Origin of the sequence: Candidatus Methylomirabilis sp. (genome assembly GCF_028716865.1) — a bacterium.
GTDB lineage: Bacteria > Methylomirabilota > Methylomirabilia > Methylomirabilales > Methylomirabilaceae > Methylomirabilis.
The window spans coordinates 58,670-74,107 of the sequence record NZ_JAQUOY010000004.1 but is presented as its reverse complement, the minus strand read 5'-3'; the positions used below and the strand labels follow the sequence as shown (position 1 = coordinate 74,107).

Below are 15,438 nucleotides of genomic sequence, written 5' to 3'. Positions count from 1 at the left end.
AGCAAACTTTCCTATTTAGCGTTGCAGATAGAAAGCGCGTGCAACGAGCTAACACTGCTCAAATCTTAAGGTAACGTACAGATCGCGTCAAGTGTGCGTGTAATACCACCAACTTGGGAAACGGAATAGGTGGACGGTCCCCGGGGTTAGCCGTGAATAGCGATGGTCAAGAGGGGGCAGGGCTCACAATCTTCACACGCCTTCTCTTCGTCTCCTGGAGGTTTTCCAGAGAGAACGCCAATATGATACATGTCATCAGAGCTACAGTGCCGGCAAGTACTCCGTTTCGTATGACGTTTCGGCTACGAGGGACTGTGGGGAGGCCGGCTGGAGCAATCAATTTCAACTCGGTGACGCGGGAGGCAACCGAGAGCGAGGCCTCATCAAACCTCTTAGCGAAGAGCTCATATGATGCTCTTGTCAGTCGATAGGTCCTGTCCAGCTCCTCTAAGCGAGCGTCGGCGTCGGCGATCTTCCGTGAGATTGAGATGAGCTTTGCCTCGTTGTCGCTGATTTTCTGTACAGTATCTTGACGCTCGCTCTCTGCCGAGGCCAGGTTTGCTTCCTGGGCGATCAAATTGCTCTGGAGCATTTGATAGACCTCGTTGATCGCTTGATCTTTGACCTGGATTGATGAAAGCGTCTTTACATCCATCGGGCCTCGGTCCTGAGTTGCAGCCAACATAGCAGGATCGCTAAAGATGGATTTAGTGACAGTGATGAGTTGTTCTTGTTTGGTGAGAGCCTGCTTCAAGGCTGCTACCTGGGACTGAAGGCTTTTAAGCTTGAAGGTGAGGTCGGAGTAACGCTGTGCCAACTTTTCCTTCTCAGCCAGGAGAATGCGTTGCTCCGTCTGGAGACTTTCAAGATTCGCAGTCCGCTTAAACTCGACCAGAGCCGCCTGTGCAGTCTCCATTGTCTGGTCGGCTTTATCACGCTGCTGCTGGATATACTCTTTAGTCGAAACAGTGTCGATCTGATTGAGATTCGCATTTAACTCCACCGCCTTTTGGGCCACGAAATTCACTACGTCGGCTGCCAGCTTGGGATCAGGAAGGACGGCGGTGAGGGTGAGGAGGTTTGTCCCACGTCGAGGTTTCACTGAGACAACATCATTTAAAAACTCAGTCGGAGTCACGGAAAATGGTTTCTTATCCAATCCAAACTGCTGAATAGCCTGGAGCGCCAGAGCCTGACTCTTTATCGTCGCCTCAAAGACTTCTGGGGATACCACGGACTGAGGTGCTCCTGCCCCCGCTTCAGGACGAGGGACCTTGGACTCCGTAATAAGCAAGATTGCCGTGGCTTCGTAAGTTATTGGGGCTCTTACGCTAACCGCGAAGGCAATGACCACCGCCGCCAGCGTGCCTACGACAATCAGGAACTTCCACTTCCAGAGTGTGTTCAGATAATCGATCAGTTCGACTTCGTCCGCTTCAGGCATTAAGACTAATCCCTTGCTTCTATATAAGAATTCCCGATACTAGCAATTCAAGAGGAACCTTGACCTCAGCAGCACTTGGCAGTAGTGAGTACCGCTCCGCCACAGGTCCCTCAAATGTGTTTGTTAAATTAGGATTTTACTATATTACATTGGCAGCAGGCAAGCTCTTTTGGCCGCTCAAGAACAGAGATTGCCGCGGAGGCGCCTCGCAACGTTACTGGGTGTCGGGTTGCCACGCAGCCTTCGCCTCTCAAAGAGCGTCGTCGTGCGGGCAGAGCATGGGGGTTAGCTACGAACCCTTCGGCCGTGAAGTGGTCAGTTTCCACAGGAGCCGGAAAGTCACCCGTTCCATCCGACGCAAGAGCCGATACACGAGCTGATAGCGCTCGGCCCCAGCCATGCACACGATCCGGTCCGCAGCCAGGAACGCCTGAACCAGTCGCCTACCTGGCGCCAGTCTTAGGCCGGCTTTGATGGCTGTTGTGGTATTCGGGACAAGGGGCGCACGGCTCACGGCAAAAAACATGTCGTAATGGGGAAAGATCGCGGGCTCGAATTGCATATGAGCATACCCAAGCCGTGTGAAGAATTCACGGATGGAATGCCGGCTGAACAGATACACGTGGTCCATGGGTTTCAACATTTCCAGGAAGCGATCGTTCCGAGTAACCAGCTCTTGGTAGCTTTTGCCCTCGGGATATCGGGGCGTCTGGATGATGAGAAGACCGTTCGGTTTAAGCAGATTCGAACAGTGACGTACAGTCGCCGTTGGATCAGGTAGATGCTCCAATACATCCATCATGGCAATCACGTCAAGCGACCTGGGCTCTATCTGCTGGTCCTCCACCGGTCCGAGCAGCATCGGCACATCGAATCTTCTGCGCGCAAACTCCACGACCCAGGGGCTGAGTTCCAGACCGGTCGCCTCGAATCCGGCCCAGCGGAGCAGACTCACAAATCCTCCATGCCCGCTACCAAGCTCCAACACGCGCGCAGGAGGCAACCTGTATTTCAATGCGGTGCGCAACCAGTATAGGCAGCGTTCGGGGAGATCCTTCTTGGAACGGACTAGGATATTGGGCAATCCAAGCTTCTCTTCGGTATGAGCGAACCAGTAGTTGCGCCCATAAAAGTCGCACTCGTCGACGGTCACTCGTGAGATCTCCGACCCGGGAATATAGACCGATATGAGTGTCTCGCACGCCCGGCACTTCATATACTCCGGAGCAAAAGAGATGATATCGCTTGTGTCGCACCAACACTTGGGTGTGCGATTCACCCATGCTCCTGAGTTAGATCGATCGCCTTGTTCTCCGTACACTACTTGTTCCATATTTCCGTGTCAGTTGCTTCCTTACAAACCGTTCGGGAGAAAAGATGAGATCACGTCGTGATTGAGTGACTCAGCAGGCGTTGGGTCAGGGGGGATGGGAGAGACCTCATTGTTGCGCCCCGATGGAGGCGGCCTCTTCCAGGACCTTCAGGGTCTCACGGGCCGTTCGCTCCCAGGAGAAGTGACGACAACGCTCCCGCCCCGCCTGCACCAATGCGCGTCGCAACCCCCCATCAGTGAGGATGCGGTGTATCGCGTCGGCGATCGCCTCCGGGTCGTGGGGATCACATAGCAGGGCCGCGTCTCCCACGACCTCGGGGATGCTGGTCGCGTTAGAGCAGACCACAGGGCAGTCAGAGGCCATCGCCTCGAGGAGGGGAAGTCCGAACCCCTCGAACAGGGAGGAGAAGATCAGGAGACTGGCGCCACGATACAGCAAGGGCATGTCCTCCTTCTCAACATACCCCAAAAGACAGATCTGCCCACGGAGATCAAGCTCTTCAGTTGCCTTCAGAAGGGCTTCATGTCCACCCCGCTCGACGCCGGTGAACACGCAGGCAAGTCGCTTGCCGTGCTTCTCAGATAGCAGATGAAGAGCTTTCAACAGCGTCGTATGATTCTTGTGAGGCCAGGTATTGGCCGGGTAGAAGCCGTACTCAGGGGGGAGGGCATAGTTCGCCCTGACGGCCTCACGGGCTGCGTCATCCTTGGGGAGCAAGAATTCGTCCCCCACGGCGAGAGGAATCGCGTGGACTTTATCCGCTGGAACATGATATCGCTCGACGATAGTCGTTTTTGAGAATTCGGACAGTGTCACGACCTTGGTCGCATTGCGGCAGGATGCTTGAAGGTCTCTTCGCCTCCACTCAAGGAGATCTTTCCTGAAGAAATCCGGGTAGAATTCCGGTTGAAGGTCAGGGATCGACACAACACAGGGAAGACGGCAATGACGCGGGGCTAGGTTGATGAGGGGACAGAACCAGAGGTCGATCTTGTGCCTGCGAATGCCGGCCAGCATATGGGCGCTGGCGATGGCGTTTCCGAGCCATCGCGACAGGCGGGGAAGCGTTCGGCGCACGGGCCCAGCCACTCTCGCCACTCCTCGTTCGGCGTATCGTAAACCCTGAAGACTTAGGGTGTTGACGCGCATGACATTCGGACGCTGAGAAAGGGCCTTGAAGAGATCGCGGTTGTAGTGGGTTACGAAAAGGTAGTAGGTATGCTGGCGATCGATCGCTGTCAGGTGGGTCAGGAGGTTGACGGTGTACGTTTCCATCCCCCCGATCTGGCCGGGAAAGAGCGGGAGGGTATTTACGCCGATGCGCACGGATTAGGTCCCCGCGATGGCTCGGCCCGCTTGCACACCCCGAGCGCCCCCCAGCGTCCCTTTTTGAAGAGGACGTCGCTTCCACCAAGCCTTCCCCGCATGGGTCATGCTTGTCACCGTGCCTCCATCTGCTCCAGCCGATTGGGTAGCAAGGTCTTGGCTCATCCTCCGCCACCTTCACCCTCCATCCGGCCTAGTCGATCGGTGACGTAGGTCACGATCTCCTCGCCCCGGGCATACGATCTCCCACAAGGCTGATCCGCCTGACCCCTTCAAGGCCGGACAGGACCGTTACAACCCGCTTCAGCGAAGACTCCAGCAGCGCCGCGTAAGCGACCCTGGCATTATCGATTTGGTCCGTTGTCATATTCTCTGAGGACTTCCTTGCGCTAAGACAAGACATGTCACATGCCTCGTGTACGCGACATCGTTCTACGACCCTTATTCTTCAACAACGCGCTGAACAAGTCGCATAAACTCATTGATCTGCTCCGGCGCCTTTTGAAGACTTTGGTACACCCGATCCAGATCAATATCGATATACGCATGGGCTAAGATGTTTCGGAAACGGCCCACACCGGCAAGCACCCGAACATACTCCTCAGGAAGAATTCCGGCCTCCCCAAGGATCTGAAAAATCTCCTCATAGTCCATGGGTTTTCTCAACTGGAGCCCAGCGACCAGGTGATGGCCAATATCGAGCATAGACTGAATGGAAAGATAGAGGAAGTGCTCTGCAAGACTATGAATCTTATAGTCTCTCTTAAAGGTCTCGCGATCCGATTCTCGAAGCTCTTTAAGATGTTCGCAATATTCTCTCAGCTTGGCTAAACGGATCTCAATGATCTCCAGATTAATCAATGGCGGCCTCCCCTTACGAATATCTTCAAAGAGATAGTTCTGATAGATCCGGCTGAACGGCCTCCAATCCAGATACCGATTGACCGCCATTGCCTCATACCGCAATCGCTGACTCTCATTCCGGCAAAAGAGTACCTTTCCGGTTCGGATCACTTCATGCGCCAGCAAGGGCGAGACTTCATTGAGTACAACGAGATCGACTTCATCACTATGTATGATTCGCAAGATCTGTCCGATCAGATCAAGTTTCAGCTCAAATAACTCGTCCCTGGAAAGATTCGGCTCGAAAAGGACCGCACAATCGACATCGGAGAGAGGTCCGGATGCCCCGCTCGCGTAGGAGCCATAGAGATAGGCTCCCACGATCGCGGGGTACTGCTCAAATACGTGAGCAAGCCTCGGTAGGCAATCTTCTAACGGGAGGATGCGAAAGCCTTGCAACGGTTTAATCTTTCTCATGTCCAATGTTCAACAATGAGGACTCGGTTAATGCCCCATCTCCAGGCGGCCCATGGTGATGAGGCTTTCCAGGTCATCCAGTGCGTCGGGTAACCAGCGGCGAAATATCTCCCGCGTCTCCTGATGACGGGGCTCTGATGCTGACCCCAGCATCCGCGCTGCGTCCGCCAGGTCCTGCGCGCGTCCCGCCTCGACCTTCATCAATACGAGGTACGGCAGGTCCAGTACGGGAAGCCCCTGGGGGTCCTGTTGGAGAGATCGGAGTCCATCAGATACCCACGGGGCTTGGGACTCGATGACATCCACCAGTACCCCTTCAGGGGAGCGCCAGGTCATGCCCCCGATGGCAAGTGTCTGTACAGAGAGGAATCCTGCACGCTCCAGGCAGACCCTGGTCCGTTCTCGATCGGTGGCCGCCACCAGGATGTCCAAGTCCTGGGTGGCGCGCTCCGGCATGTAGGCTCTGGTGGCCACCGCCTCCACGACGGCCCATCGAATGCCAATAAGCGTCTCGGTAAGGTCAGGCCAGCGCGCCACGGCGGTCCGGTCCTCCAAGAAAATCCTGGCGCTGCCGGTCCCCGGTTGAGCCCGCCGCCGGGCGATGTCCAACAACAGGCGGCGACGAGCCGCTACGGTCATTCCCATCGTTCGTCAACTTCCGCATTTTCCCGTGATGAGGGCCCGCCTCATCGCCTGTCTCCAGGGCTGACATGGCCGGCGCTTATGCGACCCAGGAGAACGGGAAACTCTTTTCGTAGCCAGTGATGGATCCCTTTGGGCAGGATGCGTCGTGCCGGCCACAACGCCCATCGGGTCAGTGGCCACGAGAGATCGACAAGTCGGTAATAGGTGCGGCAGACTTTCCAATGTGGTGGGACGCGGCCAAACGATCGCCGTACCACTGTGTAGATCTCCTGAAACATCGGCTCCCGGTGCGCAAACGACTTAGTCTCAAGATAGCGGCGGCTGTTGGCGAGAAACCCATTGATCCGGTCGATGCGGAAGTCACGACCCAACCTGATCCAGAGATCATAATCCATGCAGTAGTGGAGCGCGACATCCAAAAGACCCACCGCTTCAAGCGCCGAACGTCTGATAAAAGCGGTCGGCTGGCAGATAAGACAGGCCTGAGCCAGCCGATCCAGATCGAAATCCTCCGTTGGGTAGGTCCCGATCACTGTATTCTGCTCGTCGATATAGTGGGCGTCTCCGTACACGACGGCTGCCTCAGGGTACGCGATGAGATAGTCAACCGCAGCTTTGATCGCGCCTGGCTGATAGGTGTCGTCGGAATTCAGCCAGCCGATGATCTCCCCCTTGGCGAGGCGAACACCTGTATTCACCGCATCCGCCTGGCCCCCATCCGGCGCCGAGCGCCAGATCAGCCGATCCCCGTAACTCCGAAGGATCTCGACCGTCTCATCGGTTGACCCGCCGTCCATGACCAGGTACTCCAGTCGAGGATAGCCTTGCGAAAGGACGCTCTCGATGGTGTCCCGAATGAACCGTCCCTGGTTGAATGATGGGGTGATGATCGAGACCAGCGGCAGGGGGTTCACATCGATATGCAAGGTGTTACCCCTTGAGCGCGACGGTGGTTTATGCGATGAGTCTGCTGGTACCATTCGATGGTCTGGCGCAGGCCCTCTTCAAGGGACATTCTGGCCTTAAACCCGAATTCCCGTTCTGCCCTGGAAGTGTCCAGGCAGCGGCGTGGCTGGCCGTCCGGCTTGGTGGTGTCCCAGGTAATGGTCCCGTGAAAGCCGGTCAGTCTCGCGATAAGGTGGACCAGGTCGTAAATCGAGATCTCGAAGCCGGCCCCCAAATTCACCGGGGCGGGCTTATTGTATCGCTCGGTGGCCAAGACGATTCCTTCGGCGGCATCCTCGACATAGAGGAACTCCCGTGTGGCCTTCCCTGTCCCCCAGACAACGATCTCTCGCTGATCGGCGGTGATGGCGTCACAGCACTTCTTAATGAGGGCCGGGATGACATGCGACGAGGCGGGATTGAAGTTATCCCCTGGCCCGTACAGATTAACCGGCAGCAGATAGATGGCGTTGAATCCGTACTGATCCCGGTAGGCCTGCGCCTGGACCAGGAGCATCTTCTTAGCCAGCCCATAGGGTGCGTTGGTCTCCTCTGGATAGCCGCCCCAGAGGTCTTCTTCCATAAAGGGGATCGGAGCGAATTTCGGATAGGCGCAGATCGTCCCTATTGCCACGAACTTGTCGACGCCGGATAGGCGGGCCTGCTCCATGACAAAGGCGCCCATAAGCAGGTTCTCGTAGAAGAATCTGCCGGGATTTTGCTGATTGGCGCCGATACCTCCGACCACGGCGGCCAGGTGAATGACCACCCGAGGTTGCGTGTCACGGTAGAGCCGAACGACCTCAGACTCGCGAGTCAAGTCATACTGGGCCTTTTGAGGGATGAACAGCCTCGTGAAGCCGCGTTCCGTCAAGGCCTTGACCACTGCAGAGCCGAGGAATCCTGTCCCGCCAGTAATGAGGATGGGATGATCGTTTTCCAAGGATCCTGGGATCATAGGGCTCCATGTTCCGACTGCGCGGGCGCCGATATCGGCATTGAATGGCACGCGTTCGCCTAGCGCCAGCCAATTAAATATAAAATTACGCGCTCAATCTAATGAAGTCAAGGAGTTTGAGGGGTGACTATCGCTTTGTGGGGCGGTAGGAATTGGCTGAGTGCCGGCGACTGAACACTTCGCAGCAGCCTATATCTCGACCAGCTCATCGGGCATGAGGGGATGGATCACCAGGCCGGTCAGGAGCTTGGGGTAGAAAAAGGTTGACTTTGGCGGCATCCGTAAGGCGGCTTCGGCCACCGCCTGGACCTCAGTGATTTTGGTTGGATTGAGCAAAATAGCCGCTGCCCACCCCTCTTGCTGGACCAGCCGGATGGCCTCTGCGGCATCATGGTTATAACTAATCGCATCGTCCGGAAGATTACCCAGTCCATGCCTGGACCACGGCCCCTGGATCAGAAGCGAATGCACGATGGTGACATCCAATCGTCTGTAGACGGGTGGCTTGTCCTCCTCAGCCTTCGCCTCCAGGGCCCGTTCATCGGCAAGCGTCAGGAGGTATGCGCGCTCGTCTCCACCGTACAGGCCGAAACAGTGTGTTCCATCCTGAGTCTGTCGAAGCCGGCCAAGCAGGGCCGAGGCGGCGGCCTCGGGGTCGCGGGGGACAGGCAGCCTCTCGACGGCAAATTGTCGGGTAAGCTGGGGCAGATATCCATCCAGGCTACCGCCAGGCAGATGTCTGAGCAGCCGATGGATCGGAAGGATGACCAGGCCGGGGTCTTCGGCGCTGACCAGCGTCATCATGATGTAGTTGTACGGCCGTTTCTGCGTCTGAACGGGGTCGCCCTTTTCGTTTGCCCGCATGAGATCTCGGAAGTGGAGCGCTGTCTCATATCGATGATGACCATCTGCGATGAAGATCGGTGTTGACGTACACTCCGCCTGAAGTCTCCCGATCGCCTCGCGATCCTGGCAGATCCAGACCCGATGGCGGATGCCGTCCCAGTCAGTGAGATCAATGGTCGGTCTGGACTCCTCGGCGGCAGCCACCAGCCGATCCAGTTCGAGAATGCGACCGGGATAGACGCCGAAGACAGAGCTCAAGTTCGCATGACAGGCCTGCATCAGGCGAAGTCGGTCCGCCTTGGCCGCCCCCAAGGTTCGCTCATGAGGGAAGACCGTACGACTACCGAACTCCTCCAGACGAACCAGTCCGATCAGACCGTATCGCGTAAGTGTCCCGGCGCCATGAGACTGAAAGGTCTGCTGGTAGAGGTACACGGCGGGCGTAGCGTCACGAACCAGCACATGCTCGGTTTGCCATCGGCGGAAGTAGTCTCCCGCGCGACTGTATTGGTTCCGTGCCTCGTCGTCTCCAGCCAGCGCCTCACCGAGAATCAGGCGAATGACGTTCTGCTCGTGGCGGGCATGAAAGGCTCGCTGCCCTTCCGGCGATATGACATCGTAGGGCGGAGCCATGACCAAGCTCAGATCTTTCACGCGATCAGGATTGTACCGTAATCCTCTGAAGGGTGCGATCAACGCCATAGTGCCCTCTCAGTTGAATGTACTGAAGGTTCATTCCCCGCAGCTTGCCGCGAGTTCGTCATACCGGCGAAAGCCGGTATCCAGAGGGCCCGTCTGGATTCCGTGTCAAGCACGGAATGACGATCCAGAACAGTAGTCGAAGGGTCATTGTGGTTCGACAAGCTCACCACGAACGGCTACAGCGAACAGTATTGACGCTAGACCAACCCGGCATAGATCTCCGGCCGACGGTCTTGGAGGAAGGGCCAGATGTCCCTGACCGTCTTGACCCATCTCAGGTCGATTTCGGCCAGGATCACGCCCTCGCTGGCGCCGCTCGGTTCCACGACAAAGTCGCCGTTCGGATCAACGCACAAGCTCTTTCCGTAGAAGGGCAACCCGTCCTCGCCCTCGATGCGATTGACCCGAAACACAAAGACCCCGTTGTAGACCGCGTTTCCGACAACCGCCCGCTCCCACTTGGCAGCAGATGCGACCACCGAGGCGGACATCGGCGCGTAGATCACGTCGGCCCCATGAAGGGCGAGCAGGCGCGACCCTTCGGGAAAGAAGTTATCCCACGAGATTTGGATGCCGATCGTGGCGTATCGGGTATGGAACACGGGGAATCCCTGATTCCCAGGCTGGAAATAGGACCGTTCCTGATAGTTCGGAAGTTGCGGGATATGGTTTTTCCGGTAGTGACCCAGCAGGGTCCCGTCGGCGTCAAACACAAGGGCCGTACTGTAACAGGCGGCATCGGCGCCGCGCTCGAAGATCGGCGCCACGACAACGACTTGGCATTCCCGCGCAAATGCGGCAATCGTCTCGCTGAGCGGTCCGGGGACCGGCTCGGCGGTGGCAAACTGCGATTGATCGACCTGACGGGGAAACCAGGGCCAGGCAAAGCACTCCGCAAAGCAGATGATCTTTGCTCCCCGCTCGACCGCGACCCGGCTGAGCTTCAGCGCTCTTTCCAGATTCGCCACAGGGTCGGCTCCACACCCCATCTGGATCCCCGCCATCGTCAGCATGCTGCCGCTCACTCCCACTCGTAACTACTTAGGCGTTTAGGCTGAAGGCTGAAGGCTCTACATTATCTCGCAAGGCACGAATCAAGCCATTCAAGACCTTCTCGGTTTCTACGACCTTTAGTTCTATCAGAGAGGACTCCTCATTGGGCAAGAAGTCCAAATGCTCCGACAGATTGCGACGTCATCAGCCAACTCAAATGCCAGAAGTGTTGTGTGATTACTGCTTTACCCCTAACAGCCTTCAGTCTTCAGTCTATCTACCTGAGTATTTACTCCCACTCTCAGATCAGTCGAAAGGCCGGCCCATACGGACGCATCTCTTCAAAGATCGCCGGATCACCGATCCCCGCCTCTCTTCCCTCCGGGACAGTGAGACGAGCTGTGATCCGCAGCCCCTCATCCAGATCGATGACCGCGATGTCGTACGGCTCCTGCCCCTGGAAGGCAGTCGGCGCCACCCGAATCGTTGTGAAGGAAGCGAGCGTCCCTCGACCCGACAGGTTCACCGACAGAACGGTGGGCGCCCCGCAGCGCCGACAGGCGCTTTGAGGCCGGGCAAACAGGCCCTTGCAGGCGTCACACGCAAACGCCTCGAATGAGGCCATCCTCATCGCCGCTTCAGGATGTGGACCGTGCTGACCGCTCCGGTCCCACCAAGGTTGTGAGCCAAGCCGATCTGGGCGTCCTTTACCTGGTTGATGGCTTCACCCCTGAGTTGCCCGACGATCTCATAGATCTGGGCGAGGCCTGTGGCGCCCACCGGGTGGCCCTTGCTCAGCAGGCCGCCGCTCGGGTTAATCGGGAGCTTTCCGTCACGCGCCGTGAGTCCATCGGCGACAGCTGGTCCCCCCTGCCCTTTCTTGACGAATCCCAGGTCTTCGATGGCCGTGATCTCGGCGATGGTGAAGCAATCGTGCACCTCCGCCACATCGATATCGCTCGGGGCGAGACCGGCCTCTCGGTAGGCCTGCTGCGCGGCGGACACCGAGGCCTCGAAGGTGGTCAGGTCCGCCATCTCGAACAGTGTCGCGGGACCCATGGCGTGGCCGGAACCGATGACATCAACCGGCCGATCGGTGAACTCGGCTGCCAGATCGGCCGCGCAGAGGACGGCAGCCGCAGCGCCATCGCTGATCGGGGTACAGTCGTACAGTCGAAGCGGATCGCAGATCAACCGTGATTCCAGGATCTCCTCCAAGGCCACGGGCTTTTGAAAATGGGCTTTGGGATTGGCGCTGCCGTTGGATCGGTTCTTGATCGAAACCATCGCTACCTGCTCGCGCGTTGTTCCGTACTGGTGCATATGCCGTCGCATGATGATCCCGAAGGTCCCAGGGAAAGTAAGACCCAGTCGCATCTCGCTCTCCGTGTCGCCGGCCGATGCCAGCGCCTCCGTCACCGCCCCTGTCTCCGCCGAGGTCATCTTCTCGACACCGGCGGCGAGTACGATATCGCAGAGACCCGATGCGATCAGCAGCACCCCATGACGGAAGGCGATACCGGACGAGGCGCACGCCCCTTCCACCTTTGTACAGGGAATCGACCCGAAGCCGAGCCGATGCGCGACGATCGGGGCCAGTGACCCCTGATGGACGAGAGCCTCTGAGACGAAGTTGCCGAGGTAGAACGCCTGCACCAGACTCGTGGGGACCTGCGCATCGCGAAGAGCCTCCCGACATGCCTGCAGCGCCAGGTCAGTGATGCCGACGCCGTTCTGTTTCCCGAACGGCGTGCACCCGATGCCAATGACCGACACCCCGCGCATCATGCTACCCTTGGCCGGCCTTCAGCGTTCAGCACCAGGCAGAAGGCCGAAGGTGAATAGACTGAAGGTGAAAGGCTTTGAGGATCCTTCAGCCCTCAGTCTTCAGCCTACACCCCTAACCGCTGAAAGCTGATCGCTGCACGCTTCCCCTGTCACGCGCCGCAGCACTTCTTATATTTCCGGCCGCTGCCGCAGGGGCAGGGATCGTTCCGCCCGATCTTCGTGCCGGTGACCTTGATAGGAGCGGCCGCGGCGACCGGGCGGAGAGAGCGCTCGGCAGCTTTCGGCTGCGGTCCGGATGGAGGACGAAGGGCATGGTCGCCGTCCCCGCCTCCGCCCGATGGCGCTTCCCCCGCCTCCGCAAATGCGAGGGCCTCGGCAGGCGCTACCTGGACCCTGTAGAGGTACTCAATCGTCTGCTGCTTGAGCCGCTCGACCATCGCCTCGAACATCGCGAAGCCTTCGCGTTTGTACTCGATGAGCGGGTCTTTCTGGCCATATCCCCGAAGTCCGATTCCCTCCTTCAGATGATCCATGGCCAGGAGGTGGTCCTTCCACTGCCCGTCCACCACCTGCAACATGATCATTCGCTCCAGGTACCGCATCAACTCAGGGCCGAGCTTCGCCTCTCGCTCCTCGTAGGCCTCGAGGGCTCGTTCCTCGATGCTATCGCGCAGCGACGCTACGGTGAGCCCGGCTACTTCCTCCGGCGGCCACGAGATCTCCAGGTCGAACTGTCGTTTCACCGCCTCGGTCAGGCCCGCCAGATCCCACTGCTCGGCGTAGCTCTCCTCATTGGCGTACAGCGAGAGCAGTTCGTCGATCACCTCGCCCCGCATCTCCGCCAAGGTATCCTGAAGGCCCTCTCCATCAAGGATCTTGCGGCGTTCGGCGTAGATGATCTTCCGCTGCGTATTCATGACATCGTCGTACTCGATAAGATGCTTGCGGATCTCGAAGTTGTGGGCCTCTACCCGCTTCTGAGCCGTCTCGATCGCGCGGGTGACCATGCCGTGCTCAATCGGTTCCCCCTCCTCCATCCCCAGCTTCTCCATGATGCTGCTGATGCGGTCGGACCCGAACAGGCGCAGGAGATCGTCCTCCAGCGACAGATAAAAGCGGGATGAGCCAGGGTCGCCCTGACGACCGGCGCGCCCCCGGAGCTGATTATCGATCCGTCGGGCCTCATGGCGCTCGGTCCCGATGATGTGCATGCCGCCCAGGGCGACCACCTGCTGGTGTTCGGCCTCGGTCTGCTTGTGAACGACGGTCAGCGCCGCGGCATACTCCTCGGCGTTCACCGACAAATCCAGCAGGCCATAGTGCTGCATCTGACGGACCTCAGTCAGGGTGTTGGCACGCTCCTGAGGATCAACCTTCTCCTCCGGCGCCTCACCTCGCTGGAGCCGCTCCGCCGCCAGGAACTTCGGATTGCCACCCAGAAGAATGTCGGTCCCTCGACCGGCCATATTGGTGGCGATAGTAACCGCCTTGAAGCGACCGGCCTGAGCTACGATCTCCGCCTCCCGCTCGTGCTGCTTGGCGTTCAGCACCTGATGGGGGATCCCCTTTCGTTTCAGGAGAGCCGAGAGCTTTTCGTTCTTCTCAATCGAAGTGGTCCCGACCAGGACCGGCCGGCCGGTCTTGTGCAACTCGGCGATCTCCTCCACAACGGCATCGTATTTTTCCTGTCCGCTCTTGTAGATGACATCCGGGTAGTTGGTTCGGACCATCGGCTGGTTCGTCGGCATCACCATTACGTCGAGATTGTAGATCTGGGCGAATTCAGCCGCCTCTGTATCGGCCGTCCCGGTCATCCCCGCCAGCTTGGTGTACATCCGGAAGTAGTTCTGGAAGGTGATGGTGGCCAGGGTCTGGTTCTCCCGTTCGATCTTCACCCGCTCTTTGGCCTCAACCGCCTGATGGAGCCCGTCGCTCCAACGTCTCCCGGGCATCAGGCGGCCGGTGAACTCATCGACGATCACCACCTCACCATCCTTGACCACATAGTCGACGTCCAGCTTGTACAGGACATGCGCCCTCAGCGCCTGCTGGACGTGGTGGACGAAGTCCATATGGGCCGGGTCGTAGAGGTTCTTGATCCCCAGCAGATTCTCCACCTTGGCGACACCGCTCTCGGTCAGGGCGACCGACTTCGCCTTTTCGTCGACCATATAATCCCCGGATACCTGAGCCTCGGCCTCGTACATCTTGCCACCCACAATGGTGGCCCCCTGCTTCAGTCGTGGGATGATTCGGTCGATCTGATAGTACTTTTCGGTCGATTCCTCCGCCGGCCCGGAGATGATGAGCGGCGTTCTGGCCTCATCGATCAGGATTGAGTCCACCTCATCCACAATGGCATAGTGCAGTTCTCGCTGCACGAACTCCGCGGCGGCAAACTTCATGTTATCTCGGAGGTAATCAAAGCCGTATTCGTTGTTGGTCCCGTAGGTGACATCGGCGTCATAGGACCGTTTGCGGGTCGCGTCGTCCATGTCGTGCTGGATCAGGCCCACGGAGAGGCCGAGGAATCGGTAGATGCCGCCCATCCACTGGCTATCGCGCTTGGCCAGGTAGTCGTTCACGGTCACCACGTGGACGCCCTTTCCCGCCAGGGCATTCAGATAGACCGGGAGGGTGGCCACCAGGGTTTTGCCTTCGCCGGTCGCCATCTCAGCGATCTTGCCCTCGTGCAGGACGATGCCGCCAAGCAGTTGGACGTCAAAGTGGCGCATGGCGAGCACGCGACGTCCGGCCTCCCGCACGACCGCGAAGGCCTCGACGAGGAGATCGTCGACACTTGCCCCCTGCGCGATCCGCTCCTTAAACTCGATCGTCTTGTCGCGAAGATCATCATCCGAGAGCGCCTTCAGCGTCGGCTCAAGCTCATTAATCGCAGCCACCATCGGCTTGATTCGCTTGAGTTCGCGCTCGTTTTTTGTTCCAACGACCTTAGATACTAACTTCATAAACATCTTCGAGTCCTCACCTCCTTATTAACAGGCGATTTCGAGCGGATACTACCACAGAAGCGGGAAGCCTTCAATCCGAAAGCGGCATACAAATCCCCCTTCTCCCCCTTGAAAAGAGGGGTTGGGGGGATTTCAGGACACGGGCGGGGGCATTTTTGAATCAGT

14 protein-coding genes are annotated in these 15,438 nt (G+C 58.2%); all 14 read right to left on the bottom strand.

Annotated elements, in window-relative coordinates:
- Window positions 1-166: 166 nt before the first annotated feature.
- Window positions 167-1,444 carry a Wzz/FepE/Etk N-terminal domain-containing protein gene (locus PHV01_RS02960; RefSeq protein ID WP_337289660.1) on the bottom strand — a complete coding sequence of 426 codons (1,278 nt, stop codon included), beginning with the start codon at window positions 1,442-1,444 and terminating at the stop codon, window positions 167-169.
- Between the two features lie 289 nt (window positions 1,445-1,733).
- A complete protein-coding gene (locus tag PHV01_RS02955) occupies window positions 1,734-2,723 on the bottom strand; it encodes a class I SAM-dependent methyltransferase (RefSeq protein WP_337289659.1) in 990 nt (329 codons plus the stop codon).
- Between the two features lie 160 nt (window positions 2,724-2,883).
- Window positions 2,884-4,104, bottom strand: coding sequence for a glycosyltransferase family 1 protein (locus tag PHV01_RS02950; protein ID WP_337289658.1), 1,221 nt, complete (start codon window positions 4,102-4,104; stop codon window positions 2,884-2,886).
- Window positions 4,105-4,107: 3 nt separating this feature from the next.
- Window positions 4,108-4,269 carry a hypothetical protein gene (locus tag PHV01_RS02945; RefSeq protein ID WP_337289657.1) on the bottom strand — a complete coding sequence of 54 codons (162 nt, stop codon included), beginning with the start codon at window positions 4,267-4,269 and terminating at the stop codon, window positions 4,108-4,110.
- 49 nt (window positions 4,270-4,318) lie between these two features.
- Complete coding sequence (locus PHV01_RS02940) at window positions 4,319-4,471, bottom strand: hypothetical protein (RefSeq protein ID WP_337289656.1); 153 nt, start codon at window positions 4,469-4,471, stop codon at window positions 4,319-4,321.
- Between the two features lie 74 nt (window positions 4,472-4,545).
- On the bottom strand, window positions 4,546-5,424 hold the full coding sequence (locus PHV01_RS02935; RefSeq protein ID WP_337289655.1) for a HepT-like ribonuclease domain-containing protein: 879 nt from the start codon (window positions 5,422-5,424) through the stop codon (window positions 4,546-4,548).
- Window positions 5,425-5,451: 27 nt separating this feature from the next.
- Window positions 5,452-6,069, bottom strand: coding sequence for a hypothetical protein (locus tag PHV01_RS02930; protein ID WP_337289654.1), 618 nt, complete (start codon window positions 6,067-6,069; stop codon window positions 5,452-5,454).
- 41 nt (window positions 6,070-6,110) lie between these two features.
- Window positions 6,111-6,995 carry a glycosyltransferase family 2 protein gene (locus PHV01_RS02925; RefSeq protein WP_337289653.1) on the bottom strand — a complete coding sequence of 295 codons (885 nt, stop codon included), beginning with the start codon at window positions 6,993-6,995 and terminating at the stop codon, window positions 6,111-6,113.
- The gene (locus tag PHV01_RS02920) at window positions 6,980-7,972 is read right to left on the bottom strand and encodes a GDP-L-fucose synthase (RefSeq protein ID WP_337289652.1); all 993 of its coding nucleotides are present in this window, start codon (window positions 7,970-7,972) and stop codon (window positions 6,980-6,982) included. The genes PHV01_RS02925 and PHV01_RS02920 overlap by 16 nt, the downstream gene beginning before the upstream one ends.
- A 189-nt stretch (window positions 7,973-8,161) precedes the next feature.
- Window positions 8,162-9,520: a DUF1015 domain-containing protein gene (locus PHV01_RS02915; RefSeq protein WP_337289651.1), complete on the bottom strand. Its 1,359-nt coding sequence runs from the start codon at window positions 9,518-9,520 to the stop codon at window positions 8,162-8,164.
- Between the two features lie 197 nt (window positions 9,521-9,717).
- The gene (locus tag PHV01_RS02910) at window positions 9,718-10,533 is read right to left on the bottom strand and encodes a nitrilase-related carbon-nitrogen hydrolase (RefSeq protein WP_337289650.1); all 816 of its coding nucleotides are present in this window, start codon (window positions 10,531-10,533) and stop codon (window positions 9,718-9,720) included.
- A gap of 281 nt (window positions 10,534-10,814) precedes the next feature.
- Window positions 10,815-11,138 carry an OB-fold domain-containing protein gene (locus PHV01_RS02905; protein WP_337289649.1) on the bottom strand — a complete coding sequence of 108 codons (324 nt, stop codon included), beginning with the start codon at window positions 11,136-11,138 and terminating at the stop codon, window positions 10,815-10,817.
- A 2-nt stretch (window positions 11,139-11,140) separates the two neighbouring features.
- The gene (locus PHV01_RS02900) at window positions 11,141-12,301 is read right to left on the bottom strand and encodes a thiolase domain-containing protein (RefSeq protein ID WP_337289648.1); all 1,161 of its coding nucleotides are present in this window, start codon (window positions 12,299-12,301) and stop codon (window positions 11,141-11,143) included.
- Between the two features lie 149 nt (window positions 12,302-12,450).
- Window positions 12,451-15,276 (bottom strand): preprotein translocase subunit SecA, encoded by a 2,826-nt coding sequence (gene secA, locus PHV01_RS02895; RefSeq protein WP_337289647.1) that lies wholly within the window; start codon window positions 15,274-15,276, stop codon window positions 12,451-12,453.
- Between the last annotated feature and the right edge of the window lie 162 nt (window positions 15,277-15,438).

What these genes read in the sequence shown, in the direction of transcription:
- PHV01_RS02905 (WP_337289649.1), bottom strand. Translation starts at nt 11,138, where the DNA reads ATGGCCTCATTCGAGGCGTTTGCGTGTGACGCCTGCAAGGGCCTGTTT.
- PHV01_RS02940 (WP_337289656.1), bottom strand. Translation starts at nt 4,471, where the DNA reads ATGACAACGGACCAAATCGATAATGCCAGGGTCGCTTACGCGGCGCTG.
- secA (WP_337289647.1), bottom strand. Translation starts at nt 15,276, where the DNA reads ATGTTTATGAAGTTAGTATCTAAGGTCGTTGGAACAAAAAACGAGCGC.
- PHV01_RS02910 (WP_337289650.1), bottom strand. Translation starts at nt 10,533, where the DNA reads ATGCTGACGATGGCGGGGATCCAGATGGGGTGTGGAGCCGACCCTGTG.
- PHV01_RS02960 (WP_337289660.1), bottom strand. Translation starts at nt 1,444, where the DNA reads ATGCCTGAAGCGGACGAAGTCGAACTGATCGATTATCTGAACACACTC.
- PHV01_RS02900 (WP_337289648.1), bottom strand. Translation starts at nt 12,301, where the DNA reads ATGATGCGCGGGGTGTCGGTCATTGGCATCGGGTGCACGCCGTTCGGG.
- PHV01_RS02930 (WP_337289654.1), bottom strand. Translation starts at nt 6,069, where the DNA reads ATGGGAATGACCGTAGCGGCTCGTCGCCGCCTGTTGTTGGACATCGCC.
- PHV01_RS02915 (WP_337289651.1), bottom strand. Translation starts at nt 9,520, where the DNA reads ATGGCGTTGATCGCACCCTTCAGAGGATTACGGTACAATCCTGATCGC.
- PHV01_RS02945 (WP_337289657.1), bottom strand. Translation starts at nt 4,269, where the DNA reads ATGAGCCAAGACCTTGCTACCCAATCGGCTGGAGCAGATGGAGGCACG.
- PHV01_RS02920 (WP_337289652.1), bottom strand. Translation starts at nt 7,972, where the DNA reads ATGATCCCAGGATCCTTGGAAAACGATCATCCCATCCTCATTACTGGC.
- PHV01_RS02935 (WP_337289655.1), bottom strand. Translation starts at nt 5,424, where the DNA reads ATGAGAAAGATTAAACCGTTGCAAGGCTTTCGCATCCTCCCGTTAGAA.